Annotated in this window: 23 protein-coding genes; 5 read left to right on the top strand and 18 right to left on the bottom strand. The window is 65.5% G+C overall.

Annotated elements, in window-relative coordinates:
- Positions 1–101: 101 nt before the first annotated feature.
- Together AC1RHV_RS26175 and AC1RHV_RS26170 are read left to right on the top strand one after the other, a co-directional pair.
- Positions 102–497, top strand: a complete 396-nt coding sequence (locus AC1RHV_RS26175) for a hypothetical protein (RefSeq protein WP_492302256.1) — start codon at positions 102–104, stop codon at positions 495–497.
- A gap of 128 nt (positions 498–625) precedes the next feature.
- A complete protein-coding gene (locus AC1RHV_RS26170) occupies positions 626–2,992 on the top strand; it encodes a copper-transporting P-type ATPase (protein WP_492302255.1) in 2,367 nt (788 codons plus the stop codon).
- A 36-nt stretch (positions 2,993–3,028) separates the two neighbouring features.
- Here AC1RHV_RS26170 and AC1RHV_RS26165 read toward each other — a convergent pair whose 3' ends face one another.
- The 6 genes from AC1RHV_RS26165 to AC1RHV_RS26140 all read right to left on the bottom strand — a co-directional run bounded on the left by AC1RHV_RS26165 (position 3,029) and on the right by AC1RHV_RS26140 (position 6,715).
- Positions 3,029–3,880, bottom strand: coding sequence for a nucleotidyl transferase AbiEii/AbiGii toxin family protein (locus AC1RHV_RS26165; protein WP_492302254.1), 852 nt, complete (start codon positions 3,878–3,880; stop codon positions 3,029–3,031).
- Positions 3,877–4,476: a type IV toxin-antitoxin system AbiEi family antitoxin domain-containing protein gene (locus tag AC1RHV_RS26160; RefSeq protein WP_119450257.1), complete on the bottom strand. Its 600-nt coding sequence runs from the start codon at positions 4,474–4,476 to the stop codon at positions 3,877–3,879. The genes AC1RHV_RS26165 and AC1RHV_RS26160 overlap by 4 nt, the downstream gene beginning before the upstream one ends.
- A 39-nt stretch (positions 4,477–4,515) precedes the next feature.
- Positions 4,516–5,220 (bottom strand): RNA polymerase sigma factor, encoded by a 705-nt coding sequence (locus tag AC1RHV_RS26155; protein WP_054457635.1) that lies wholly within the window; start codon positions 5,218–5,220, stop codon positions 4,516–4,518.
- 21 nt (positions 5,221–5,241) lie between these two features.
- Positions 5,242–5,616: a cupredoxin domain-containing protein gene (locus AC1RHV_RS26150; protein ID WP_492302253.1), complete on the bottom strand. Its 375-nt coding sequence runs from the start codon at positions 5,614–5,616 to the stop codon at positions 5,242–5,244.
- The gene (locus AC1RHV_RS26145; protein ID WP_054457637.1) at positions 5,609–6,136 is read right to left on the bottom strand and encodes a DUF4142 domain-containing protein; all 528 of its coding nucleotides are present in this window, start codon (positions 6,134–6,136) and stop codon (positions 5,609–5,611) included. The genes AC1RHV_RS26150 and AC1RHV_RS26145 overlap by 8 nt, the downstream gene beginning before the upstream one ends.
- A gap of 117 nt (positions 6,137–6,253) precedes the next feature.
- A complete protein-coding gene (locus AC1RHV_RS26140; RefSeq protein WP_054457638.1) occupies positions 6,254–6,715 on the bottom strand; it encodes an Lrp/AsnC family transcriptional regulator in 462 nt (153 codons plus the stop codon).
- 192 nt (positions 6,716–6,907) lie between these two features.
- On the opposite strand from AC1RHV_RS26140, the gene AC1RHV_RS26135 reads away from it, so the two are divergent.
- Both AC1RHV_RS26135 and AC1RHV_RS26130 read left to right on the top strand, forming a co-directional pair.
- Complete coding sequence (locus AC1RHV_RS26135; protein WP_082401232.1) at positions 6,908–7,552, top strand: LysE family translocator; 645 nt, start codon at positions 6,908–6,910, stop codon at positions 7,550–7,552.
- Between the two features lie 43 nt (positions 7,553–7,595).
- The gene (locus tag AC1RHV_RS26130) at positions 7,596–8,501 is read left to right on the top strand and encodes an EamA family transporter (RefSeq protein WP_082401233.1); all 906 of its coding nucleotides are present in this window, start codon (positions 7,596–7,598) and stop codon (positions 8,499–8,501) included.
- Between the two features lie 31 nt (positions 8,502–8,532).
- On the opposite strand, the gene AC1RHV_RS26125 is transcribed toward AC1RHV_RS26130, so the two are convergent.
- From AC1RHV_RS26125 to AC1RHV_RS26075, 11 genes are all read right to left on the bottom strand, one after another.
- Positions 8,533–9,108 carry a hypothetical protein gene (locus tag AC1RHV_RS26125; RefSeq protein ID WP_054457639.1) on the bottom strand — a complete coding sequence of 192 codons (576 nt, stop codon included), beginning with the start codon at positions 9,106–9,108 and terminating at the stop codon, positions 8,533–8,535.
- Positions 9,109–9,220: 112 nt separating this feature from the next.
- A complete protein-coding gene (locus tag AC1RHV_RS26120; protein ID WP_054457640.1) occupies positions 9,221–10,201 on the bottom strand; it encodes a Bug family tripartite tricarboxylate transporter substrate binding protein in 981 nt (326 codons plus the stop codon).
- Between the two features lie 112 nt (positions 10,202–10,313).
- Complete coding sequence (gene otnI, locus AC1RHV_RS26115; RefSeq protein WP_492302252.1) at positions 10,314–11,099, bottom strand: 2-oxo-tetronate isomerase; 786 nt, start codon at positions 11,097–11,099, stop codon at positions 10,314–10,316.
- Between the two features lie 70 nt (positions 11,100–11,169).
- Positions 11,170–12,123 (bottom strand): hydroxymethylglutaryl-CoA lyase, encoded by a 954-nt coding sequence (locus AC1RHV_RS26110; RefSeq protein WP_175160876.1) that lies wholly within the window; start codon positions 12,121–12,123, stop codon positions 11,170–11,172.
- Between the two features lie 11 nt (positions 12,124–12,134).
- Positions 12,135–13,325, bottom strand: coding sequence for a CaiB/BaiF CoA transferase family protein (locus AC1RHV_RS26105; RefSeq protein WP_054457643.1), 1,191 nt, complete (start codon positions 13,323–13,325; stop codon positions 12,135–12,137).
- Positions 13,326–13,335: 10 nt separating this feature from the next.
- Positions 13,336–14,058 carry an ABC transporter ATP-binding protein gene (locus AC1RHV_RS26100; RefSeq protein WP_054457644.1) on the bottom strand — a complete coding sequence of 241 codons (723 nt, stop codon included), beginning with the start codon at positions 14,056–14,058 and terminating at the stop codon, positions 13,336–13,338.
- A 9-nt stretch (positions 14,059–14,067) separates the two neighbouring features.
- Positions 14,068–15,834 (bottom strand): branched-chain amino acid ABC transporter ATP-binding protein/permease, encoded by a 1,767-nt coding sequence (locus tag AC1RHV_RS26095; RefSeq protein WP_119450252.1) that lies wholly within the window; start codon positions 15,832–15,834, stop codon positions 14,068–14,070.
- Positions 15,831–16,745: a branched-chain amino acid ABC transporter permease gene (locus AC1RHV_RS26090; RefSeq protein ID WP_082401234.1), complete on the bottom strand. Its 915-nt coding sequence runs from the start codon at positions 16,743–16,745 to the stop codon at positions 15,831–15,833. Before AC1RHV_RS26090 ends, AC1RHV_RS26095 begins: the two co-directional genes overlap by 4 nt.
- Before the next feature lie 78 nt (positions 16,746–16,823).
- A complete protein-coding gene (locus tag AC1RHV_RS26085; RefSeq protein ID WP_054457647.1) occupies positions 16,824–18,026 on the bottom strand; it encodes an ABC transporter substrate-binding protein in 1,203 nt (400 codons plus the stop codon).
- A 43-nt stretch (positions 18,027–18,069) separates the two neighbouring features.
- Positions 18,070–19,701 carry a GMC family oxidoreductase gene (locus AC1RHV_RS26080; protein WP_054457648.1) on the bottom strand — a complete coding sequence of 544 codons (1,632 nt, stop codon included), beginning with the start codon at positions 19,699–19,701 and terminating at the stop codon, positions 18,070–18,072.
- Between the two features lie 17 nt (positions 19,702–19,718).
- Positions 19,719–21,188 (bottom strand): NAD-dependent succinate-semialdehyde dehydrogenase, encoded by a 1,470-nt coding sequence (locus tag AC1RHV_RS26075; RefSeq protein WP_175182025.1) that lies wholly within the window; start codon positions 21,186–21,188, stop codon positions 19,719–19,721.
- 192 nt (positions 21,189–21,380) lie between these two features.
- On the opposite strand from AC1RHV_RS26075, the gene AC1RHV_RS26070 reads away from it, so the two are divergent.
- On the top strand, positions 21,381–22,271 hold the full coding sequence (locus AC1RHV_RS26070; protein ID WP_492302309.1) for a LysR family transcriptional regulator: 891 nt from the start codon (positions 21,381–21,383) through the stop codon (positions 22,269–22,271).
- 26 nt (positions 22,272–22,297) lie between these two features.
- On the opposite strand, the gene AC1RHV_RS26065 is transcribed toward AC1RHV_RS26070, so the two are convergent.
- Positions 22,298–23,494, bottom strand: a complete 1,197-nt coding sequence (locus tag AC1RHV_RS26065; protein WP_054457651.1) for an ABC transporter substrate-binding protein — start codon at positions 23,492–23,494, stop codon at positions 22,298–22,300.
- Positions 23,495–23,505 lie beyond the last annotated feature (11 nt).

Below are 23,505 nucleotides of genomic sequence, written 5' to 3'. Positions count from 1 at the left end.
CCGCAACATTACAAAAAAGTAATCCGCGCGTAACCTCCCCGCCCCGGTCAGCACTCCAAACTGGAGTTAATGCACTTCCAGACCACAGAAAGGAGCTGACCATGAAGACCCTGACCACCTTGTTCAGCGCGTGCGCGTTGAGCCTGGGATTGCTCGGCGCGGCCCACGCGCAGGCGGGGAACGGCGATCATGCCGCGCATCATCCCGCGTCGCCTGCGGCGGGCGAATCGGCCACGAAGCCGCAAATGGCGCCGGACGCCAGCATGATGAAGAACATGGAGGCGCACTTGCAGGCCATGAACGGCATGCACCAGAAAATGGCCGCCGCCCAGACGCCCGAAGAGCGCCAGGCCTTGATGGCCGCCCACATGAAGTCCATGCCCGCCAATGGCGCCGACATGCAAGGTTGCCGCCAGATGATGGGATCGATGATGAACCCGGCGGGTGATGCACCCTCGGCGGCGGAACCCGCGACTTCCCCGGCGGCCAAGGGCTGATCGCCATGGGCCATCGCTGCGGCCGGCTCCGCGGCGATACCACTGCGGCCAGCGGTTGCGCCGCAAACACCCCAGCCTGGGCATAATAGGCGCACGAAGGATCACACCAGTACTCGAAAGGGATGGGTATGAATCACTCTCGTCACGGCGACGCGGCATCGAAAGACGGCACGCTCTACGTGTGTCCCATGCACCCGGAAATCCGCCAGGACCATCCGGGACGCTGTCCGAAGTGCCAGATGCATCTGGTGCCGCAGGGACAGCCAGAGGATCAGGCTGCGCATGCATACGGCGGCCATGATGCGCACCAGCATCACGGTCACGGCAAGCGCCACGCGGGCCACGACGATGCCACCGCGCTCCCAGCCGCGCCCGCCGATGCCCCCACCGATGTCCCCGCGGGCACGATCTACACCTGCCCCATGCACCCGGAGATCCGCCAGGATCACCCCGGGAACTGCCCCAAATGCGGCATGACGCTCGAACCGCTCATCCCGCTGGACGAGGAAGACAACAGCGAACTCAAGGACTTCCAGCGCCGCTTCTGGTGGACGTTGCCCCTGACCCTCATCGTCGCCGTGATGGCCATGTTCGGCCATCGTCTGGGCTGGTTCGACATGGCGACCCAGAGCTGGTTGGAGCTGGCGCTATCCCTGCCGGTGGTGTTCTGGACGGGTTGGCCCTTCTTCGTGCGCGGCTGGCAATCCCTTGTGCATCGCAGCCCGAACATGTGGACCTTGATCAGCCTGGGCACGGCGGCGGCTTTCATCTACAGCGTGGTCGCCACGCTGGCGCCGGGCGTATTCCCGGATTCCTTTGTATCGATGGGCCGCGTGGCGGTGTACTTCGAAGCCGCCGTGGTCATCATTTCGCTGACCATGCTGGGACAGATCCTGGAGCTGAAGGCGCGTTCGCAGACGTCCGCCGCGATCAAGGCCTTGCTCGGCCTGGCGCCCAAGACGGCGCGGCGTATCAACGCTGACGGCAGCGAGGAAGACGTGCCGCTGAACCATGTGCATGTGGGCGACCTGCTGCGCGTGCGGCCCGGCGAGAAGATCCCGGTGGACGGCATCGTCACCGAAGGCCGCAGCGCCGTGGACGAGTCCATGCTTACCGGCGAGCCCGTGCCCGTCAGCAAGCGCGAGAACGACAAGCTGATCGGCGCCACCCTCAACACCAGCGGCACCCTGGTGATGCGATCGGAGAAGGTCGGCGCGGCCACCATGCTGGCGCAGATCGTGCAGATGGTCGCCAACGCCCAGCGCTCCAAGGCGCCCATGCAGCGCATGGCGGACGTGGTGGCGGGCAAGTTCGTCATTGCCGTGGTGCTGGTGGCGATCTCCACGCTGCTGGTGTGGGGCTTTTTCGGGCCGGAGCCTAGCTGGGTGTACGGCCTGATCAACGCGGTCGCGGTGCTGATCATCGCCTGCCCCTGCGCGCTGGGGCTGGCCACGCCCATGTCGGTCATGGTGGCCACGGGCCGCGCCGCGGCGCAGGGCGTGCTGTTCCGCGACGCTGGCGCGATCGAGAAAATGCGCGAGGTGGACACGCTGATCGTGGACAAGACCGGAACGCTCACCGAAGGCAAGCCAGCCTTCGACACCGCCATCGCCGCCCCCGGATATACGCCCGACGAAGTGCTGCGCCTGGCGGCCAGCCTGGACCAGGGCAGCGAACACCCGCTGGCCGACGCCATCGTCAGCGCGGCGCGCGCCCAGGGCCTGGCGCTGGCCAAGGCCGGGGACTTCGATTCCGGCAGCGGCATAGGCGTGCGCGGCACGGTGGAAGGCAAGCGCCTGGCGCTGGGCAACACCGCCCTGATGGAGCAGGAAGGCGTGCGGGTGGACGCGCTGCGCGCGGACGGCGAGCGCCTGCGCGGCGAAGGCGCCAGCATCATGCATTTGGCCGTGGACGGCCAGTTCGCCGGCATCCTGGCGGTGACCGACCCGATCAAGCCCAGCACGCATGAAGCCATCCAGAACCTGCACGACAGCGGCCTGCGCATCGTGATGGCGACAGGCGACGGCCTGACCACCGCCCGCGCCGTCGGCGCCGCGCTGCGCATCGACGAGGTGCACGGCGAGGTCAAACCGGCCGACAAGCTGGCGCTGGTGGAAAAACTGCAGAAGGACGGCCACGTGGTGGCGATGGCGGGCGACGGCATCAACGACGCCCCCGCGCTGGCGCGCGCCGACGTGGGCGTGGCCATGGGCACGGGCACCGATGTAGCCATGAACAGCGGCCAGGTGACCCTGGTCAAGGGCGACCTGCGCGGCATCGCCGCCTCGCGCCAGATCTCGATCGACACCGTGCGCAACATGCGGCAGAACCTGATGTTCGCCTTTGTCTACAACGGCATCGGCGTGCCGATAGCGGCGGGCGTCCTGTATCCGTTCACGGGTTGGCTGCTGTCGCCGATGATCGCGGCGCTGGCGATGAGTTTGAGTTCGGCTTCGGTGATATTCAATGCGTTGAGGTTGCGGGGTGCGAAATGAGCGGTCCAGGACAACCGCAGCCGCGCGATATCAAGGTTACTTTTTCAGAGCTGCCAGCCATAGCGGCCGTATCGCCCCCACGGCTTCGTTCAACGACACTTTCGCCAACCCATTCTTGCGCAGAAAGGCATCCCACTGTTGCACCTTTCTTTCGTCTTGGACGAATTCGTCAGCCAATCCCAAAGGGAAATCTGTCGGAAGCGGTGTTTCGCGGCGTGCAAACGTCGCGCGCACCGCGCGTGCGAGCATCCCATCATCGAGTTCTACGCGCCGCGCCATCACCCAAAGATCGAAGTAATCCTTCATGCGTGTATTGCCCATGCCCAGTGAAACGATAGCCTCCAGCTTTTCTGCGACAACTGTGTACTGGGGATAAACCTGCAGGCGTGGCGCAGGCATGTCGCCGAAGATGACGGGATACTGCGCCTCTTCCGGCCCAGGAACGACCGCATCTCCAAAGCCTATATCGATCTGTACCGGACATCGTGCGCCGTCCAGAGAGCCGGCCAGATTTACGCGTATGCCCGCATAGTTGGCTTCTTTGCGAATTTCGGCAGCCCTTACCGACTCAGGCGGAAAGGTCATGCCGTCCTCGCAGGCAATGGCGCTGATCTCTTGAAACACGGCCATCAAGTGCGGCACTTCCGCGAGCGTGAATCCGAGAAGATCGGCATCGTGCGTCGGACGATGCGGCATGTCAAACCACAGGTCAAACAGCAACGAACCCTTCAACAAGAACTGCTCGCGGTAGGGTGAGACACTCAGGCGATACAGAATGCGCTCCAACGCATAGCGGGTGAGCAGCAGGTTGAAATTCTGCTTGTCCGCGCGCGCCTTGTTGAGCAGCCGCGCCCGCACCGATGCCGCGATATTGCGAGCGACAGTCATTCCAGACTTTCAAGATAGGGGCGCATTACGTTGGCCACCCTGCATAGCTTCGCATAGCGCCACATTTCATCGCTGGTCATGCGTTTTTCGCGCCACGCTTCACGCAACGCCTCCAGGGCAACGTCCAGGCCAATCTTATTGCGGAACTTGAAGCAATCTGCCACGGTCTTGGCGACTCCCGTGACGTGGATGAGTACACCATCAACCACATGCTCCTCTACCCCTGCGGCCAGCGCAATTGTGGAAAACCGCAGAACACGCAATGGCGGATAGTCAAGCTTCGGGGCCGCCGCTTTGTTGCCGATGGCAAGCCACACTTCACTCGGCGCCTGGGTCGTAAGGCCATGAAAGCGGAGTGCCGACAGCAGACAAACGACTCCCTTGGGTACGCGCCGGGCCGTCTCGGCCAGTGTCGCGTGCTCGGAAATCCGGCGGGATGACAAGCCATACAGTCCACGGCCTATGCGCTGCAATTGGCCCTGGCGCACGGCACGGGTAAGCGTCACGCGGGCAATGCCTTGCGGGACCAAGTCCCGGGCGCGGATCAGCCCCTCGTCGCGGGCCAAGGCCAGAAGTTTTTCAGTGGCACTCGTCATCCGGCGATGATGTTCCAATAAATAGGTATATGTCAATAATTACCGATTTTTTGGAACACCCACACCCCCGCCCAACCGCGCCAGCGTCCTCGCCACCACCCTGTCGCAATCATCCCCATCGAACTCGAACAAGCTCTTCTCCGCCACCCCGATATCCCGCGACAGCGCCTCGCGCAGCAGCGCATTGGCCCGGAAATGGCGGCTGCGGACGGTGGCCTCGGGAATGCCCAGGCAGTGCGCCGTTTCCTCGACGGACAGTTCCTCGACCGAGCGCAGCACGAACACGGTCCGGAACGAGACCGGCAAGGCGTCCAGCCGCGCTTCGAGCAGGCCCCTGAGCTCGGCTCGGGCAGCGGCGTGGTAAGGCGGGTTGAAGTCGTTGATGGTCATCGCATCAACCTCTTTCTCGATGTCGTCGGCGATGGGCAACAGCGCCTCGCGGCGGCTGTGCTTGCGCAGCCGGCCGTAGCATTCGTTGAGCAAGAGCCGTGTCAGCCAGGTGTACAGCGTCGACTCGCCGCGGAACGCGGCCATGTTCCGATAGGCTGCCAGGTAGGCTTCCTGCAAGGCATCTTCGGCGTCGGCATCGTTGCGCAGGGTGGCGCGCGCCAGGCGGTAGAGCCGCCGGTTGTGCCGCCGCATCATCAATTCGAACGCGGTCTGCTCGCCTGCCGCGATACGGTGCGCGAGCGCCAGGTCTTCATCCTCGGCCCGCCGTAACGCCAGCGCCGCAAGTGCAGTCATGAGTCTGACCTCCGCCATGCGTCATTGCGCAATCAAGGTGCCCTGCATCGTCGGATGGAACAGGCAGAAGTAGGCGCTGCTGCCCTCCTCCCGGACAGTGTAGGTCCAGGACACGCCGGCGGCGATAAGCCCTGAGTCGAACGCCTTGGAAACGGCGGTGGCGGTATGCGGGACCAGGTCCTTGTTGATCCACGTCACCTTGTCGCCCCGCTTGACGGTCAGCTCGGCGGGCGTGAACTGCATCCCTTCGATGGTCACCACGTGTTCGGCCAGCTGGGTGCCGGGCGGGTTCTGCTGGGCGGCAGCCGACCCGCCCAGCAGCAGCACGGCCGCAGCCAGCGCGGCCAGGCTTGCGCGTGCGGACCCGCGCGCACCGGGGGTCGTTCTTTCAGCCACCGTTGAGCCTCTTTTGCAGGGATTTGGCATGCTCCAGGTGCGCGATGAACGCGGGCCGCACCTTGACCAGCAAGGCCTTCAACTCCGCGTTGTGGGCGCCCGGAATCAGGGTCGTGTCCAGCGCCTGGATCACCGCCTCGTGATAGGCCACTTCGTGGTCCACATAAGCCTTGTCGAAGGCGGCGCCGCTCATGCCCTTGAGCGCGGCAAGGTTCTTGTCGCCGCCCTGCTGCAGGCTGTCGCTGGTCGGGTTCGGTTCGGGGGTGACCTTCAGCTTCTGCACCAGTTCGCCGGCCGACTTGTTGACGGCGGCATGGTCGGTCACCATCAGCGTGGCGAACTCGCGGACATCCTTGTTGCCGGTCTTATCCTGCGCCAGCTTGCCGGCGTCGATGTCGACCTGGTTGGCCACCACCACGATCGCCGCGATCTGCGGATCCGTCGGCCCGTTGCCATGGGCAAATACCCCGCAGCTCACCAGGGCCAGCGCATAGAACCATCTTGCTTGAATCGCTTTCATCTCATCCCCCAAACCCTGGATGCAGGCGCGGCCGGAATGGCCAGGAATCTTGCCTGCTTATGGGGTTGGATGTCGCGAAAACGCGCCGCGTTCCGGCGCAGAAAACATACGGGGAAATCAGCCCACCGGCACCGCCATGCCGTACTTGGCGCGGTTCAGCACCACCAGCGTGGAAAAGCGCTTGACGTTGGGATTGCCCCAGAAATTGCGCTGGGCGAAGGCCTCGTATTCGGCCATGTCGCGCATGGTGATGGTCAGGACGAAGTCCACCTCGCCCGTCACCGACAGGCACTGCATGATTTCCGGCGCGGACTGCATGGCGCGCTTGAACTGGTCGAGCTTGTCGGCGCGTTCGCTCTCCAGCGTCACCAGCACGACCATCATGATGCCGCGGCCCACGGCGGCGGGATCGACCACGGAAACGTCACCCAGCACCACCTTGGATTCGCGCAGCCGCTTCATGCGGCGCAGGCAGGAAACCGGCGACAGGTTCACGCGCTGCGCGACTTCCTGGCTGGTGCGCTGGTTGTCTTCCTGCAGGCTTTGCAGGATCTGGAGGTCGAAATCGTCTAGTTCCATAAGGGTCTCGGAACGGCTGGAAACGGGCTGGAAAGGGCTCGCCAACAGATTCTAAGCCCGGTCGCGCCGGAATCCGGCCCCATTTTGACGGGAAACTTCATTTCCGCGTCCCGCGATGCAGGAATTATTCAGCAGGCTTGCTTACACTGAGAGCCCTCTGCCCGCGCCGCGGGTACGTCCGCCCCTCGTATCATGCCGTCACTCCAGCTTTTCCTGCTGTTCCTCGCCGCAGACGCGGCGCTCAAGCTCACGCCCGGCCCCGACATGGCGCTGACCCTGTCCCGAGGCATGACGCAGGGCTTCCGGCCCGCCTTCCACAGTGTCCTGGGCAACGTCGCCGCCGGATTTATCCAGGTGCCGGCGGTGGTGCTGGGCCTGGCCTCGGTGCTGCAGGCGTTTCCGTCGCTGTTCATGGGCATCAAGGCAGCTGGCGGCCTGTACCTGGGCTACCTGGGCATCAAGGCCATCGTCCGCTGCGCGCGCTCGGCCGACGTATCGCTGGCCGCACGCCCCGGGGATGCGCGCGACGCCTTCTGGCAAGGATTCACGACCAATCTGCTGAACCCCAAGGTGTTGCTGTTCATGATCGCCTTCCTGCCGCAGTTCACCACGCCGGACAACGGGCCGGTCTGGGTGCAGATGCTGGTGCTGGGCGTGACGATGAAAGTGTTGAGCCTGCCCTACGGCAGTTTCTTTGCCTACGGCGCCTCGCGCATCCGCGGCTGGGTGGGGCGCAATCCCTGGTTCCTGCGCATGCAGCAAGGCCTGCTTGGCGCCGTCATGCTTGGGCTGGCGCTGTATGTGCTTTACTCCACCGCCGCACACCTGACGCCCTGAACCTCCCGCCGTTCCCTACGCATTCCGCTTTTCCGCCATCGCCATGACCGCCGCAACCCTGAATACCGGACGCAACGCGTCGTCCTCCACCCTGCTCCCCATCCTGTCGTTGATCGGCGCGATGGCCTCGCTATGCGTCGGCACCTCGTTCGCCAAGTCCCTCTTCCCGATGGTCGGCGCGCAGGGCACGACCGCCTACCGCATCGCCATCGGCGCGCTGATCCTGGTGGCGATCTGGCGCCCGTGGCGCTTTCCGCTGACGCGCCAGGCGGCAGCCAAGATCGCGCTGTATGGCGTGACGCTGGCCTGCATGAACCTGCTGTTCTACATGGCCTTGCGCACGCTGCCTCTGGGCGTGGCCATTGCCATCGAATTCATCGGCCCGTTGACCCTGGCGGTGGCGCTGTCGCGCCGCGCCATCGACTTCGTCTGGATCGGCTGCGCCATCGCCGGCCTGGTGCTGCTGATTCCCACGGGGCAATCGGTGCATGACCTGGATCCGGTCGGCATCGCCTTTGCGCTGGGTGCGGCGGTGTGCTGGGCGCTCTACATCATCTTCGGCAAGATGGCCGGCAACGTGCATGGCGGACAGGCCACGTCGCTCGGGCTGACCGCGGCGACGCTGGTGGCGCTGCCCATAGGTGCAGCGCATGCCGGCGCCGCCCTGCTGGATCCGACCCTGATCCTGGCCGGCATCGCGGTGGGCGTGCTATCCAGCGCCTTGCCCTATTCGCTGGAAATGGTGGCGTTGCGGCGCCTGCCGCAAAAGACCTTCGGCGTGCTGCTCAGCATGGAGCCCGCCATGGGCGCGCTGGCCGGCGTGATCGTACTGAACGAGCAGCTGTCGCAAACACAATGGCTGGCCATCTGCGGGATCATCGTCGCTTCCGCAGGCTGCGCGGCCACCGCCCGCCGGCAAAACACCGCCCCCACGCCCGCGCCGGACTGAGCGCGGACGCGCGCCGCCGCCCGAGGCTGCTTCAGCCGAATCCGATCTCGCGGCGGGGCGGCGCCAGCGGATCGAAGTCTTCCCAGTGGTTATTGCGCCAGCGGCCATTGGCGTGTTCCACGTCCGCGCCGCCGGCATCGCGCAGGATGCGGCACGCCAGCATTTCGCGCTGCGGCCGCGTGCGCACGGCAACCATCACGCCGGCCTGCCGGATCTCGGCATGGGAATCAGGATTGAAGTGGCCATGCTGGGTGCTGCCGTGGCCCGTCACCCAAAGCGCGCCGAAGAGCGATCCCAGATAGGCGCCGACCCCGGCCGCGGCCAGGATCAGTGGCGTGGAATCGCTGATCTCGGACATCACGAACCCGCCAAACACCGCGAAACCTGCGCCCACCCCGCCCGCCCCCAGAAAAGCGCCGATATCGGCGCGTCCCGAGTCCGGGTCGGAACGGCGGTCGCCGCCCAAGGGGTAGCGGCCGTGCTCGCCGGCCGGATTGACGTAGAAGGTATTGATGTCCCAGTCGGGAAAACCGCTGGCGGACAGGCGCTCGGCCGCGGCGTTCGCCGCTTCGAAACCCTCGAACCGGGCTGCTACGATCAGAGACATGATGTGCTCCTTGCCCGGGCTGCCGGGCAGGATATACGTGTCTTTATCGTACGCCCGCGCCGCGGGCGCGAACGCGCCGGTTACACCTTGCGGCGGCTGTTACCGTCCGCCGTCAGTTGGCGGAAATGTTCTTGCTCCGGATCACCGCGCCCCAACGCTCGTATTCCTTGCGCGCATAGTCCGCGAAGGCCTGCGGCGTGCTGCCCGTGGGCTCCATGCCCTGCAGCTTCAATTGCTCGGCCACCTCTGGCGAACGCAAGGCCTGCTCGATGGCCCGGCTGAGTTTCTCCACCACCGGCGCCGGCGTGCCCGCGGGCGCCACCACGCCCTGCCAGGCAGCAGCCTCGAATGCCGGGCCGCCCGCCTCGGCGAAGGTCGGCACCTGGGGCAATTGCCCGGAGCGCTGCGCGGCCGGCACCGCGATGGCGCGCAGCTTGCCCGCCTGGATCAGCGGGCGGGCGGCGGCCAGATCGGCCATCATCATCGGCACCACGCCGGACGCCACGTCCTGCAGGGCGGGCGGCGTGCCCTTGTAGGGAATGGCCGTGGCGCGGCCCTGGACGGTATCCAGGAACAGCTCCATGGCCAGGTGATGGGGGCTGCCCACGCCCAGGGACGCATAGCTGCCCGGTTTGTCGCGCTTGAGGTATGCCTTCACGTCGGCCAGCGTATGCATCTGGGTATCGGGCGACACCACCAGCACGATGGGCAGCGACACGAGCGTGGAAACGGGGGTCAGGTCCTTCCCTGGATCGTAGGGCAGCTTCTGATACAGCCAGGGGTTCAGCGCCAGGGTGCTCATCCCCGCCGTCAGCAGGGTGTAGCCGTCAGGCGCGGCGCGGGCGGTTTCCTGGGCGGCGACGATGGTGGCCGCGCCCGGACGGTTTTCCACCACCACCGGCTGGCCCAGCGCGTCGCCCACGTGCTTGGCGACGATGCGGGTGGCGATGTCGCTACCCCCGCCCGCGCTGAACGGCACCAGCCAGCGGATCGGATGATCGGGAAACCCGGCCGCCGCAGCCTGGCCCGGGACGATTGCAGCCCCTGCCAGCGCCGCCGCCAGCAAGGCGCGATGCAGTATGCCTTTGAACATGTGCGCTCTCCTCGCCTGCCTATTTATTTAACATATTAATGATTTATTATCGGACGCTGGACGCTGGCGCACATCACAGGAAAAACCCGCAGTCCAAGCATCAGGACCGGCGTCAGGTGCGCGCGGCGGCCAGCCAGCGCAAGCCGGCCGACGTGCCGGCGGCCGGCCGGTACTCGCAGCCTATCCAGCCGCCGTATTCCAGTTCGCGCAGCACATTGAACACCCAGCCATAGTCCAGTTCGCCACGGTCAGGCTCCTGGCGCAGCGGCACGCCGGCGATCTGCAGATGGCCGACCCGCCCCGTGGGCAGGTATTCGCGCAGCTTCATGGTGAGGTCGCCCTCGACGATCTGGCAGTGGTAGAGATCCATCTGCACTTTCAGGTTGGACGCATTGACCGCCTGCACCACGGCATGCGCCTCGTCCTGGCGGTTCAGGAAATAGCCGGGTATGTCGCGGGGATTGATGGGTTCGATCAACACGGTGACGCCCGCCGAACGCGCCTGGCGCGCGGCCCAGTCCAGGTTCTCGCGATAGCAATCCAGCATGGCCTCGCGCGATGCGCCGGGTTGGACCAGGCCCGCCATCACATGGAGATTCGGGCAGGCCAGCGCCGTAGCGTAGGACAGCGCCTGTTCGATGCCCGCCTGGAATTCCGCCTGCCGTCCCGGTTGCGCGGCCAGTCCGCGATCGCCGCGGGCGGCCACGCCGGGCGGCGCGTTGAAGAGCACCTGCGTCACGCCGGCTGCGTCCATGCGTTCGCGCACGAAGGCGGCCGGAGCCTCGTAGGGAAACATGCATTCCACGCCGGCGTACCCGTCCGCCGCAGCGGCCGCGTAGCGGTCCAGGAACGCGTGTTCCGTGTACATCATCGAAAGATTGGCGGCGAACTTCAACATGGCGGAGGCTCCGGACCGGGCGGCATGCATGGAAATTAGCACAACCGCCCGCCCCGCCATCGCCGCAGCGCTAGGCGCCGAAGTCGGGCGCCGGGTGCAGGGTCAGCCGCGGTCCCGCCTTGAGCAGCTGGCTGGGGATGTCGTGCCCCACCAGCGCGGGCAAGGTCGCCGATACGCCAAGTATGGCGTCCAGGTCCACGCCGGTGTCGTAGCCCATCAGTTCCAGCATGTGCACCAGTTCCTCGGTGCAGACGTTGCCGCTGGCCCCCGGCGCGTACGGGCAGCCGCCCAATCCGCCCAGCGATGCGTCGAAGCGGTCGATGCCGGCCTCGATGGCCATCAGCGTATTGGCCAGCGCCATGCCGCGCGTATTGTGGAAGTGCATGGTGGTGGTCAGTCCCGGGAACAGCTTGCGGACCTCGCGCCCGATTTTGCCGACCTGCGTGGGATAGGCCATGCCGGTGGTGTCGCATAGCGTCACCCCGTCCACCCCCAGCGCCGCGAAGCGTCCCACCAGTTCGAACACCTCGAAAGCATTGATGTCGCCTTCCATCGGGCAGCCGAACACGGTGGACAGCGACACGTTGATGGCGACGCGGCTGCCGCGCACCGCATTGACCACATCGCTCAATTGCTCGAACGACTGCTCCCGCGTCATGCGCAGGTTGGCGCGGTTATGGGTCTCGCTGACCGACATCACCAGGTTGATCTCGTCCACCTTGCACTCCAGCGCCCGCTGCGCGCCGCGCACATTGGGCACCAGCACGGTGTAGACGACGTCCGGATTGCGCTCGATCTCGTGCATCACGATCTCGGCGTCGCGCAAGGCGGGAATGGCCTTGGGCGAGGTAAAGGACGTGGCCTCGATCTTGGCGAATCCGCTGGCGGACAGCCGGTTGATGAAGGCAATCTTGTCCTGGGTTTCGATGAACTGCTTTTCGTTCTGGAAGCCGTCGCGCGGCGCGACTTCCTGGATGTACAGCCGCGGGCGGCTGGCAGTGGTTCCGGGGTTGGTCACATTCATGGCTGCCTTCCTCAGATGATGCCGCGCGCGCGCCAGTCCTGGCGCTGCGCCTCGCCTATGCCCAGGCCGGCCAGCACCTGGTCGGTGTCCTGGCCCAGGGCGGGCGCCGGGCTGCGCACTTCGCCCGGGGTTTCCGACAGCTTGGGCACGATGCCCGGCACCTGGACGGGCGTGCCGTCAGGCAGCGTGCCGTCCAGGATCATGCCGCGCGCCTGGTAGTGCGGGTCGGCCGCGATATCGGCCACGTCATAGATCTTGCCCGCGGGAATCTGGCCGTCATTCAAGCGCTCCAGCACCAGGTCCAGCGGATGCTGGCCGGTCCATTGCGAAATCGCGTCGTCAAGCATGACCACGTGCTTCACGCGCCCGGCGTTGTTCGCCAGTTCCGGCGCATCGGCCAGATCGGGCCGGCCGATCACGCCCATCAGGCGCTTGAAGATGCTGTCGCCATTGCCGGCGATCAGCACGTACTTGTTGTCCTGGCAGCGGTAGGCGTTGCTGGGCGCGATGCCCGGCAGGCTGCTGCCGGCCGGCTGGCGGATCTCGCCGAACACCGAATACTCGGGCAGCAGGCTCTCCATCATGTTGAAGACGGATTCATACAGCGCCACATCGATCATCTGACCCGTGCCATTCTGGTCGCGCGCGCGCAGCGCCAGCAGGATGCCGATGACGCCGTGCAACGCCGACAGCGAATCGCCGATGGACACGCCCACGCGCACCGGCGTGCGGTCAGGCTCGCCGCTGAGGTGGCGCAGGCCGCCCATGGCCTCGCCGATGGCGCCGAACCCGGGCAGATCGCGGTACGGACCCGTCTGGCCGTAGCCGGACACGCGCAGCATCACCAGCCGCGGGTTGATGGCGCGCAGTTCTTCCCAGCCCAGGCCCCAACCTTCCATGGTGCCGGGCTTGAAGTTCTCGACCACCACGTCGATGTCCTTGACCAGGGACCGGATCAGGTCTTGCGCCTCGGGCTTGCGCAGGTCCAGGCTGACCGACTTCTTGTTGCGCGACTGCACTTGCCACCAGACGGAAGTGCCGTCGTGGATCAGGCGCCAGTTGCGCAGCGGATCGCCCTTGCCGGGCGGTTCGATCTTGATGACCTCGGCGCCGAATTCGCCCAGCATCTTGGCGGCGAACGGTCCGGCGATCAGCTGGCCCAACTCCAGCACTCGGATCCCGCTCAATGGTTTGGATGACATGATTGCCTCGTCAGCTCTTGTGTTTGCCCAGATAGGCCTCGCGCACGCGCTCGCTGGCCAACAACTCCTGGCCCGTGCCCTCCATCACGATGGAGCCCACTTCCAGGACATATGCGCGGTCGGAGATCGCCAACGCCTGGTTGGCCATCTGTTCGACCAGCAGGATCGTCATGCCGCGCTCTTTCAGCGACTTGATGATCTTGAAGATCTCGGCCACGATCAGCGGCGCCAGTCCGAGCGAGGGCTCGTCCAGCATCAGGATGCGCGGCTTGCTCATCAAGGCGCGGCAGATGGCCAGCATCTGCTGCTCGCCGCCAGAAAGCGTGCCCGCGTATTGCGCGCGGCGCTCCTTCAGGCGCGGGAACATCGCAAAGCACTGCTCGATCTCCGCAGCCAGTTCAGCGGGCGATTCCTTGCGCAGGAACGCACCCAGCATCAGGTTGTCGTAGACGGTCTGGTCGGGGAACACCTGGCGCCCTTCCGGCACGTGGGCGATACCCAGCCCCACCCGCTTGTGCGCGCTGATCCCGCCCAGGTCCTGCCCGGCGAACGCGATGTCGCCAGTGGATTTTTCGATGCCCGACAGCGCGCGCATCATGGTGCTCTTGCCCGCGCCGTTGCCACCGATGATGGTCACGATCTCGTTCGTGTCCACATGCAGCGACACCTGCTTCAGGGCATTGACGGCGCCATAGCTGACCGCCAGGTTCTTGATGTCCAGTAAACGGCTCATTGCGGTCTCCTATGCCGGCGCGCCCAGGTAGGCTTCGATGACTTTCGGATTCTCCTGGATGTGGTTCGGCAGGCCCGAAGCGATCTTCACGCCGTAGTCCAGCACCACGATATGGTCGGAAATGGCCATGACCAGATCCATGTGGTGCTCGATCAGCAGGATGGTCAGGCCCATGTTCTTGAGCTTCACGATCAGGTCCGTAAGCTGGTCGGTTTCCGCAGGATTCAGGCCTGCGGCAGGCTCGTCCAGCAACAGCAGGTCCGGCATGGCCGCCACCGCGCGGGCGATTTCCAGGCGGCGCTGCAGGCCGTAAGGCAGGCTGTTGGCGGCATCGTCCGCGTAGCGATCCAGCTCGAAAAACCGGAGAATGGCATAGGCCTGGCGGCGGATGCGCCGCTCTTCGGCCAGGCTGCCGGGCAAGCCCAGCAGGTTGGAGAAGAAGCTGGACTTCTGCACCCGGTAGAAGCCCACCATCACGTTCTCCAGCGCGCTCAGCCCGTCGAACAGCTTCAGGTTCTGGAACGTGCGGCCGATGCCGGACGCAGCGATCTCATTGGGCGACAAGCCGACCATCTGACGGTTCTTGAAGCGGATGCTGCCGGCGTCCGGCACCACCAGGCCCGACAGCAGGTTCAGGGTGGTGGTCTTGCCGGCGCCATTGGGGCCGATCAGCGACACGACGGAACCGCGCTCCAGCGAGAACGACACCTTGTTGGTAGGCACCACGCCGCCGAAGGCCTTGTACAGGTCCTTCACTTCCAGGAAGCCGGACGCCGCGCCGCCGCGGTCGGCAGGAGGCGCCGGCGTCCAGTCGGCGGCGCCCGCCTCGGCAGCCAGCGCCTCGCGCTGGCCGCGCTTGGGCAGCACCTTGGCCAGCAGGCCCGCCAGGCCTTCCGGCATGGCGTACAGCGCGAACAGCAGGATCAGACCATAGGCGAAATGCTGCACTTCCGGCCAGCGCGCCAGCATGGCGTCGATCACCGTCAGCACCACCGCGCCCAGGAAAGAGCCCCCCGGCGTGCGGCCGCCGAACAGCACCAGCACCAGGAAGAACACCGACAGGTTGAAATTGACGAAGTCCGAATTGATGTACTGGTTCTGCTGCGCCACCAGGCCGCCCGCGATGCCGCAGGTGATGGCGCTGATGGCGAAGGCCAGGATCTTGAAGCGGTAAACGCTGATGCCCACGCTCTCCGCCGCAATCTCGGACGTGCGCACCGCGGCGAAGCCGCGGCCGAAACGGCCGTTCAACAGCAGCGAGGTCATGGCGTGCAGCGCCAGGCCCAACACCACGACCACCACCACCCACTGGCGGCTGTCCAGCGTGGCGCCGCCGAAGGTCAGGCCGGTGATGCCGTAGAAGCCTTCCTGGCCCTTGAACACGTCGGTCCATTCGGACACGATCTTTTCGATCAGAAGGCCAAAGGCGATGGTCACCATCGCCAGGCTCGGCCCCTTGACCTTCAGCGCCGGAATGGCGATCACCACGCCGAAGACCGCTGAAACAACCGCGGCGCAGCCCAGCGCCAGCCAGGGATCGACCTGGTAGTTCACGGTCAGGAGCGCCACCGTGTAGGCGCCGACGCCGAACAGGCCGGCGTGGCCCAGCGACTTCTGGCCGGTCTGGCCGACCAGGATGTTGAAGCCGGTGGCAGCGATGTAATAGACCCCGATGTTGAACAGGATCAGCAGATAGAAGTCATTCAGGCCCGAATAGGCGTAGCCGATGGCAAGCGCCGCGATGACCAGCGGAACGAGGATTTTGGAGAGCTTCATACTTTCTCCGCATGCACGCGACCGAGGATGCCGGCCGGGCGGAAATACAGCACCACGATGATCAGCGCGAACACCGCGATCTCGCGCAGGTTCGAATACCAGAGGCCGATCAGCGATTCCAGCAGCCCGATCAGAAAGCCGCCAAAAATGCAGCCGCGCGGATTCTCCAGCCCGCCCAGGATTGCGGCCGAAAAGGCCTTGAGCGACAGCAGCGTGCCCACGAACACCGAGGCGGTGGCAATCGGCGCGACCATGACGCCGGCGATCGCGGCCAGCGCCGAACTGATCGCGAACACGGCAATCGCAACCGCGTTGGCATTGATGCCCATCAGGCTGGCGGCGGTCTTGCTGAACGCGACCGCGCGCACCGCCTTGCCCATCTTGGTCTTGTGCAAGGCCCAGTCGAACACGATCATCAGCGCCAGCGTGGTGCCGAACACCAGGATTTCCTGCGGCCGCACGCCGGTACCCAGGACCGTGATGATGCCCTCGCCCAGCGGCGACGCCACCGCGATGGGCGCCGGGCCCCAGACCAGCAGCGCCAGGTTCTGGATGATGATGCCAAAGCCGATGGTGCTCATCACCCAGGACAGCCCCGCCTCGCCCACGAAGTGGCGGATGGCGGTGATGTAGAGCACGTAGCCCAGCAGGCTCAGGACCAGCATGGCGGCCAGCAGGGCGAACAGGAACGTGCCCCAGGTTACGTCCTCCGGATTCGGAAAACCGATCAGCTTGCCCTGGCTGACCAGCAGGATGGCGCTGATGCCGATCAGGCCGGCCAGCGCCAGGAATGCGCCCTGTCCGAAGTTGAAGGTCTTGGTCGTGGTGTACGTAATGCTGAACCCGAACGCGACCAGGGCATAGACGCTGCCCATGGCCAGCCCGCTCAAGATGGCTTGTAGTATTTGCATGCTGGATGCCCCCCTATTGACGACTCCCCGGCGCGCCTCCGCGCACCGGGGAGAGATCTTTCTCGTTGCCGCGCCTTCTTACAGCTTCAGGTCTTCCGGCTTGATGGCGCGGGTGTATTCGTCATCCACCGACACCACCTTGCCGTCGATCCAGCGCACCAGGCGGAAGTCCTTCACCGACAGGGCTTCGTGGCTTTCCGCTGTGAACGGCTTCTCGTAGGTCTTGATGACGCCCTTGGCTTGCGCCAGGTTCTGCAGCGCGGCTTGCACGGCTTCGCCTTCGGTCGACTTGGCCTGCTCCATGGCGGCGGCAATGAGCTTGACCGAGTCATAGGCCTGCGCGGCCATGACGTAGGTCGGCACGCGGCCGTCGCGCTTCATCAGCGTGTCATACAGCGCCTTGGACTCGGGCGAGGAGTCTTCGGTGATCGAAGCCGTGAAGATCATCTTGCTGGCCAGCTCGGGACCCGCGATGCGCAGGAACGGCGAGCTCAGGTTGGCCCAGGAAGCCAGCGTGGTCGGGAAGTAGCTGATCTTCTCCAGGCTGCGCATGACGTGCGCGTTGGAATCCGCCAGCGCGTAGACGATCAGCGTGTCGGCGCCCGAACTCTTGATCTTGTTCAGCTGCGACGACATGTCCGTGTCCTTGGGACCGAACTTCTCGTTGGCCACGGGCGTGATCTTGTGCAGCGCCAGGATCTCGACCGCATCCTTGGCGCCTTGCTGGCCGTAGCCGGTGGTGTCGGCGATGATGGCGACCTTGCCGTTCTTGCTGGCGCGGGCGGCGTAGGCCGCCAGCAGCGCGATCTGGTCGCGGTCGCGCATGGACACGCGGAACACGTAGTTGGCGGGCGACTTGGCGTAGCGGCCGGTGATGTCGGTGGCGGTGGCCACGGGCGAGATCGTCGGAATCTTCTTCTGCTGCACCAGGTGCAGCCAGGCCAGCATGTTGCCGGAGTTGACCCCGCCCAGCATGGCGTTGACCTTGACGTTGTCGACCAGTTCGTTGGTGTTCTGGATGGCCTTGGGCGGCGCGCCAACATCATCGCGCTCGACGATGACGACCTTCTTGCCCAGCACGCCGCCAGCCGCGTTCAGCTCATCGGCCGCCTGGCGCGCGCCGGCCAGCGCGGAAATGCCGAAGTCCGCCGAGCCGGTGGCCGACATGTCGCTGTTGAAGCCGATCTTGATGTCGTCGGCCAGCGCGGCGCCGCTGGCGCCCGCCAGCGCCGCCGCCAGCAGCAGGGACTTCATGGTCTTGGGGAAATGCTTGAAGTACATCTTGTCTCCTTCTGGATCACTCTGGTGACCGCTGATTGGCAATTCAGGATTGTTTGATGAGGTCGGCGGCCTTGTTGCCGATCATCATCGTGGCCGCGCAGATGTTGGCCGACGGCATGGCCGGCATCACCGAGGAATCGATGACGCGCAGATTGCCCACGCCGTGCACCCGCAACTGCGGGTCGACCACTGCGTATTTGTCATCGGCCTGGCCCATGCGGGCCGTGCCGTTGACGTGATACGACGACACGCCATAGCGGCGCGCGAAGTCCAGCAATTCGGAATCGGATTCGCACAGCGGACCGGGCAGAACCTCGCTGTCGAAATACTGCGAAAGCGCCTGCGAACGCAGCAGCTGACGCGCCAATCGGATGCCGCGTACCAGCGTCATCTGGTCGCGCTCGTTTTCGAGGTAGTTGGCCAGGATCACGGGGTCCTGCAGCGGGTCCGCCGAACGGATGCGCACCTGGCCGCGGCTCTCGGGCCGGTGCTGCCAGACGCCCGCGGTCATGCCGGGGAAGTCATCCAGCATGCCCACATAGCCTTCCTTGTAGCTGGCGGGCGTGAACACGCCCTGCAGGTCAGGCAAGGCGAGGTCAGGCGTGGACTTCCAGAAGTAATGCAGCAGCGACGGGCTCAGCGCCATGATGCTGGGACGCTTCATCATCCAGCGGCTGATCTGGCCGGCCAGGCTCAGGCCCTTGACCAGCTGGTTCATGGTCTGGCTGTTCTTCACGCGCGCCACGACCCGCACCGAATAGTGGTCGCTCAGGTTTTCCCCCACGCCCGGCAGGTCGCACACCACGTCGATGTTGTGCTGGCGCAGCAGGTCCGCCGGTCCCAGGCCCGACAGCTGCAGCAGCTTGGGCGTGTTGATCGCGCCGCAGGACACGATCACTTCGCGGCGCGCGCGCACCGCGCGGACCTGCGAAGGGTGGGCCGGGTGGCAATAGGCCACGCCAGCAGCCTTGCCGCCATCGAACAGGATGCGCGTTGCCTGCGCGTAGGTACGCACTTCCAGGTTCTTGCGGCCCATGGCGGGCTTGAGGAAGCACTTGGCCGTGCTCATGCGCCAGCCGCGGTCGATGGTGCGCTGGAAGTAGCCCACGCCGGCCTGATCCGCGCCGTTGTAGTCGGGGTTGCGCGGGATGCCCTGTTCCACCGCGCCGGCGATGAAGGCCTCGCACAGCGGGTGGATCCAGTCTATGTCCGTGACCGGCAGTTCGCCCTTGCGGCCGCGGTAGCGGTCGTCGCCGCCCACGCGCCGTTCCATGGACTTGAAGTACGGCAGCACCTCGTCATAGGACCAGCCGGTATTGCCCAGCGCGGCCCAGTGGTCGAAGTCGGCCGCCTGGCCGCGGTTGTAGACCAGGCCGTTGATGGAAGTAGACCCGCCCAAGGTTCGGCCCTGCGGAATCGGCACGCGCCGTCCGTTGGTCTGCGCCGTGCCTTCGCTGGAGAACTGCCAGGCGTACTTCTTGTTGAAGACCGCCTTGATGAAGCCGGCGGGTATGTGCAGGTAGGGACTGCGGTCCGGCGGGCCGGCCTCCAGCACGCAGACCGTCGAGCCGTCCGCGCTCAGGCGGTTGGCCAGGATGGAGCCGGCCGCGCCGGATCCCACGATCACATAGTCGAACTGATCCGCGTCGCGGAGGGAAGGCTGTGCTTGGCTCATGTCTGGATCCGCGGGCGTCAGGGAATCGCGTTGAACGACTTGCCGGCAAGGCAGACGTACTTGATTTCCAGGAACTCTTCGATGCCGTACTTGGAACCCTCGCGGCCCACGCCCGACTCCTTGATGCCGCCGAAGGGGCCGACCTCATTGGACACGGCGCCGGTGTTCACGCCGACAATGCCGTATTCCAGCCCTTCCATCATGCGCCAGACCCGCTCCAGGTTGGCGGTGTAGAAATAGGCGGCCAGGCCCGAGGCGCTATCGTTGGCGCGCGCCAGCACGGCGGCTTCGGATTCGAAGGTACTGATGCCCACCACCGGGCCGAAGATCTCTTCGTGCGCCAGTTCCATGGCATCCGTGATGCCGGCCAGCAGGGTCGGCTCATACAGCAGCGTGCCCGGCTCGCGCAGCTTGCCGCCCGCCAGGAGGCGCGCGCCGCGCGCCGTGGCGTCGTCCACCAGGCGGGCCACCTTGTCCACCGCGCGCTGGTCGATCAGCGGTCCTTGCGTAACGCCTTCTTCCAGCCCGCCGCCCACCTTCATGCGGCGCATTTCCGCCAGCAGCTTGTCGTTGAAGGCGTCTGCGACGCTGGCATGGACGTAGACGCGGTTGGCGCATACGCAGGTCTGGCCGGCGTTGCGGAACTTGGACTGCACCAGGCCTTGCACGGCCTCGTCCAGATCGGCGTCCTCGAACACGATGAAGGGCGCGTTGCCGCCCAGTTCCAGCGACAGCTTCTTGATGTTGGAAGCGCTTTGCTGCATCAGCAGCCGGCCCGTCTGGGTGGAACCGGTGAAGGTCAGCTTGCGCACCGTGGGGTTCTGCGTCAGCTCCGTGCCGATGGGCGCGGGGTCGCCGATGACCACGTTGAGCACGCCGGGCGGGATGCCGGCCTGCTCGCCCAGCCAGGCCAGCGCCAGCGCAGTGAACGGCGTCAGCTCGGATGGCTTGAGCACCACCGTGCAACCGGCGGCCAGCGCCGGACTGACCTTGCGCGTGACCAGGGCCGAGGGAAAGTTCCAGGCGATGATCGCCGCGCACACGCCCACGGGTTGCCGGATGGCCAGCATGCGCTGGTCGCCGCGCGTATGGGGCAGCACGTCGCCATACACGCGCTTGGCTTCTTCCGCGAACCATTCGACGAAGGACAAGGCGTAATTCAGCTCGCCGCGGGCTTCGGCCAGCGGCTTGCCCTGCTCCAGCGTCAGCAGCAGCGCCAGGTCGTCGGCGTGCGCCTCGATCAGGGCATGCCATTTCCGCAGGATGGCGCCGCGCTCCTTGCCCGTCCTGGCCCGCCAGGCCGGCAGGGCGTCATCGGCGGCCGCGATGGCGCGGGCCGTCTCGGCCTGGCCCAGATTAGGCACCGTACCCAGCACGCTGGCGTCAAAGGGATTGCGCACCGTAATGGTGGCGCCATTGTCGGCGTCGCACCAGGCGCCGCCGATGTAGGCCTGCTGCCGCAGCAGCTGGCTATTCTGCAGATTCATTTGTCTCGCGCTCCATCCATCATGCTCCGCACGGTCCGCGCTGGGGGGCCGGGCGAAATTTTTTGGGGAGGATAGCCCTGGCGCCCGCCTGCGCAACAGCAGTCATTAGCGATGCCGCCATCACCATCCGCGATGACAAGCCTGCCCATGGCTACAATGGAACTTCTCGTCCGCTTTCCCGCCCGTCCCGCCATGCGTCTCGATCCCACCTCCCTCAAGCTCTTCATCAGCGTGGTCGAGCAAGGCACCATCGCCGCAGCGGCCGAACACGAGCACATCGCCGCGGCCGCCATCAGCAAGCGGATCAGCGAGCTGGAAGAGATCCTCAAGATCCGGCTGCTCATCCGCACCAACAAGGGCATCCGTCCCACGCCGGCCGGCGTCGCGCTGTCCACCATGGCGCGGCGCGCCCTGCACGAACTGGATGAAATCTCGGTCCACATGCGCGACTACTCGCGCGGCCTGCGGGGCTTCATCCGGGTGCACGCCAATATTTCCGCGATCACCCAGTTCCTGCCCCAGGACATCAAGCTCTTCCTGAACGACTACCCCAACGTGCAGGTCGACCTGGAAGAGAAAATCACCTCGACCATCATCAAGTCGGTCGCCGAAAACGCAGCCGACGTAGGCATCTTTTCCGGCACCGCGCCAGACCACGACGTGGAAATCCACCCCTACCGCGAGGACACGCTGGCGCTGGTGGTGCCCGCCGACCATCCCCTGCGGGACAGGCCGGGCTTTCGCTTCGCCGACGCGCTGGAACACGATTTCGTCGGCTTGCACCGCGGCAGCGCCATCAACCGCATCCTGTCCAACGCCGCCAGCGATGAAAAGCGCAACATCCAGCTCAAGGTGCAGGTCACCGGCTTCGACGCGCTGTGCTTCATGGTGAATTCGGGGCTGGGCATAGGCGTGCTGCCGCTGGACATCGCGCGCCGCTACTCGGCCATGTTCGACATCCGCATCATTCCCCTGACCGAACCCTGGGCGCGGCGCCAGATCCAGATCTGCGTGCGCTCCTTCGACGCCCTGCCCACGGCTGCCAAGCTCTTCGTGAACCACCTGAGCAAGCGCCAGCCCTGAACCCAGGCCGGCGCCTGCCTGCCACCCTACTGCTTGAGTTCGTCCGGCTTGATGCTGCGGCTGACTTCGTCGTCGACCGTGACCACCTTGCCATCGATCCAGCGCACCAGACGAAAATCTCGGTACGACAGCGCTTCGTGGTTTTCCTTGGTGAAGGCCGGCGCGTAGGTCTTGATCACGCCGTCTACCTTACCCAGCTTGTCCAGCGCCTGCTGCACCTTCTCGCCGTCGGTGGAATTGGCCTGCGTCATCGCCGCCGCCAGGATCTTGACCGAGTCATAAGCGTGCGCCGCGAACACATATGTCGGCAGCTTGCCGTCCTTCTTGATGATGGCGTCGTAGAGCGCGCGCGATTGCGGCGTGGAATCCTCGGTGATGGAGGCGGTGAAGATCATCTTCTTGGCCAGCTCCGGCCCCGCGATACGCAAGAACGGCGGACTGAGGTTGGCCCAGGAGCCGAGCGTGACCGGGAAGTAATTGATCTTTTCCTGGCTGCGCATCAGGTGGCCGTTGGCGTCAGCCAACGCATACACGATGACCGTGTCCGCGCCCGCGGCCTTGATCTTGTTCAGCTGCGACGACATGTCCGTGTCCTTGGGACCGAACTTCTCGTTGGCCACGGGCGTGATGCCGTACAGGCTCAGCACATGCGCCGCATCCTTGGCGCCCTGCTGCCCGTACCCGGTGGTGTCGGCGATGATGGCGATCTTCTTGTTCTTGGTGGCCTTGGCGGCGTAGGCCGCCAGGAGCGTGATCTGGTCCAGGTCGCGCATGGACACGCGGAAGACGTAGTTGGCCGGCTCCTTGCCATAGCGGTTGGTGATCTCCGTGGCCGTGGCGGACGGCGAAATCGTCGGCACCTTCTTCTGCTGCACGATGTGCAGCCAGGCCAGCATATTGCCGGAGTTCACCCCACCCAGCATTGCCACGACCTTCTCGTTGTCCACGAGTTCGTTGGTGTTCTGGATCGACTTGGGCGGCGAACCCACGTCGTCGCGCGGCACGATGACCAGCTTGCGGCCCAGCACCCCGCCCGCCGCATTGATCTCCTCGGCGGCCTGCCGCGCCCCGGAGAGGGCCGACACGCCGAAGTCGGCGGAGCCGCTGGCGGACATATCGCTGTTGTAGCCAATCTTGATGTCGGCCTGCGCCCAGGCGCCCGGCGCCAGGGCCACGAAGGCCGCCGCGCAGGCAATGCGGATTAGCTGCTTCTGCTTACTCATTACTTTGTCTC

This window comes from Achromobacter sp. GW823-FHT04E03, assembly GCF_058796095.1.
Note: the sequence above shows the minus strand (reverse complement) of the source record. Positions and strands in the feature narration are given on the sequence as shown.

Excerpts from the sequence above, each read along its gene's own strand:
- AC1RHV_RS26175 (WP_492302256.1), top strand. The coding sequence starts at position 102 with ATGAAGACCCTGACCACCTTGTTCAGCGCGTGCGCGTTGAGCCTGGGA.
- AC1RHV_RS26170 (WP_492302255.1), top strand. The coding sequence starts at position 626 with ATGAATCACTCTCGTCACGGCGACGCGGCATCGAAAGACGGCACGCTC.
- AC1RHV_RS26165 (WP_492302254.1), bottom strand. The coding sequence starts at position 3,880 with ATGACTGTCGCTCGCAATATCGCGGCATCGGTGCGGGCGCGGCTGCTC.
- AC1RHV_RS26160 (WP_119450257.1), bottom strand. The coding sequence starts at position 4,476 with ATGACGAGTGCCACTGAAAAACTTCTGGCCTTGGCCCGCGACGAGGGG.
- AC1RHV_RS26155 (WP_054457635.1), bottom strand. The coding sequence starts at position 5,220 with ATGACTGCACTTGCGGCGCTGGCGTTACGGCGGGCCGAGGATGAAGAC.
- AC1RHV_RS26145 (WP_054457637.1), bottom strand. The coding sequence starts at position 6,136 with ATGAAAGCGATTCAAGCAAGATGGTTCTATGCGCTGGCCCTGGTGAGC.
- AC1RHV_RS26140 (WP_054457638.1), bottom strand. The coding sequence starts at position 6,715 with ATGGAACTAGACGATTTCGACCTCCAGATCCTGCAAAGCCTGCAGGAA.
- AC1RHV_RS26135 (WP_082401232.1), top strand. The coding sequence starts at position 6,908 with ATGCCGTCACTCCAGCTTTTCCTGCTGTTCCTCGCCGCAGACGCGGCG.
- AC1RHV_RS26130 (WP_082401233.1), top strand. The coding sequence starts at position 7,596 with ATGACCGCCGCAACCCTGAATACCGGACGCAACGCGTCGTCCTCCACC.
- AC1RHV_RS26125 (WP_054457639.1), bottom strand. The coding sequence starts at position 9,108 with ATGTCTCTGATCGTAGCAGCCCGGTTCGAGGGTTTCGAAGCGGCGAAC.
- AC1RHV_RS26120 (WP_054457640.1), bottom strand. The coding sequence starts at position 10,201 with ATGTTCAAAGGCATACTGCATCGCGCCTTGCTGGCGGCGGCGCTGGCA.
- otnI (WP_492302252.1), bottom strand. The coding sequence starts at position 11,099 with ATGTTGAAGTTCGCCGCCAATCTTTCGATGATGTACACGGAACACGCG.
- AC1RHV_RS26110 (WP_175160876.1), bottom strand. The coding sequence starts at position 12,123 with ATGAATGTGACCAACCCCGGAACCACTGCCAGCCGCCCGCGGCTGTAC.
- AC1RHV_RS26105 (WP_054457643.1), bottom strand. The coding sequence starts at position 13,325 with ATGTCATCCAAACCATTGAGCGGGATCCGAGTGCTGGAGTTGGGCCAG.
- AC1RHV_RS26100 (WP_054457644.1), bottom strand. The coding sequence starts at position 14,058 with ATGAGCCGTTTACTGGACATCAAGAACCTGGCGGTCAGCTATGGCGCC.
- AC1RHV_RS26095 (WP_119450252.1), bottom strand. The coding sequence starts at position 15,834 with ATGAAGCTCTCCAAAATCCTCGTTCCGCTGGTCATCGCGGCGCTTGCC.
- AC1RHV_RS26090 (WP_082401234.1), bottom strand. The coding sequence starts at position 16,745 with ATGCAAATACTACAAGCCATCTTGAGCGGGCTGGCCATGGGCAGCGTC.
- AC1RHV_RS26085 (WP_054457647.1), bottom strand. The coding sequence starts at position 18,026 with ATGTACTTCAAGCATTTCCCCAAGACCATGAAGTCCCTGCTGCTGGCG.
- AC1RHV_RS26080 (WP_054457648.1), bottom strand. The coding sequence starts at position 19,701 with ATGAGCCAAGCACAGCCTTCCCTCCGCGACGCGGATCAGTTCGACTAT.
- AC1RHV_RS26075 (WP_175182025.1), bottom strand. The coding sequence starts at position 21,188 with ATGAATCTGCAGAATAGCCAGCTGCTGCGGCAGCAGGCCTACATCGGC.
- AC1RHV_RS26070 (WP_492302309.1), top strand. The coding sequence starts at position 21,381 with ATGCGTCTCGATCCCACCTCCCTCAAGCTCTTCATCAGCGTGGTCGAG.
- AC1RHV_RS26065 (WP_054457651.1), bottom strand. The coding sequence starts at position 23,494 with ATGAGTAAGCAGAAGCAGCTAATCCGCATTGCCTGCGCGGCGGCCTTC.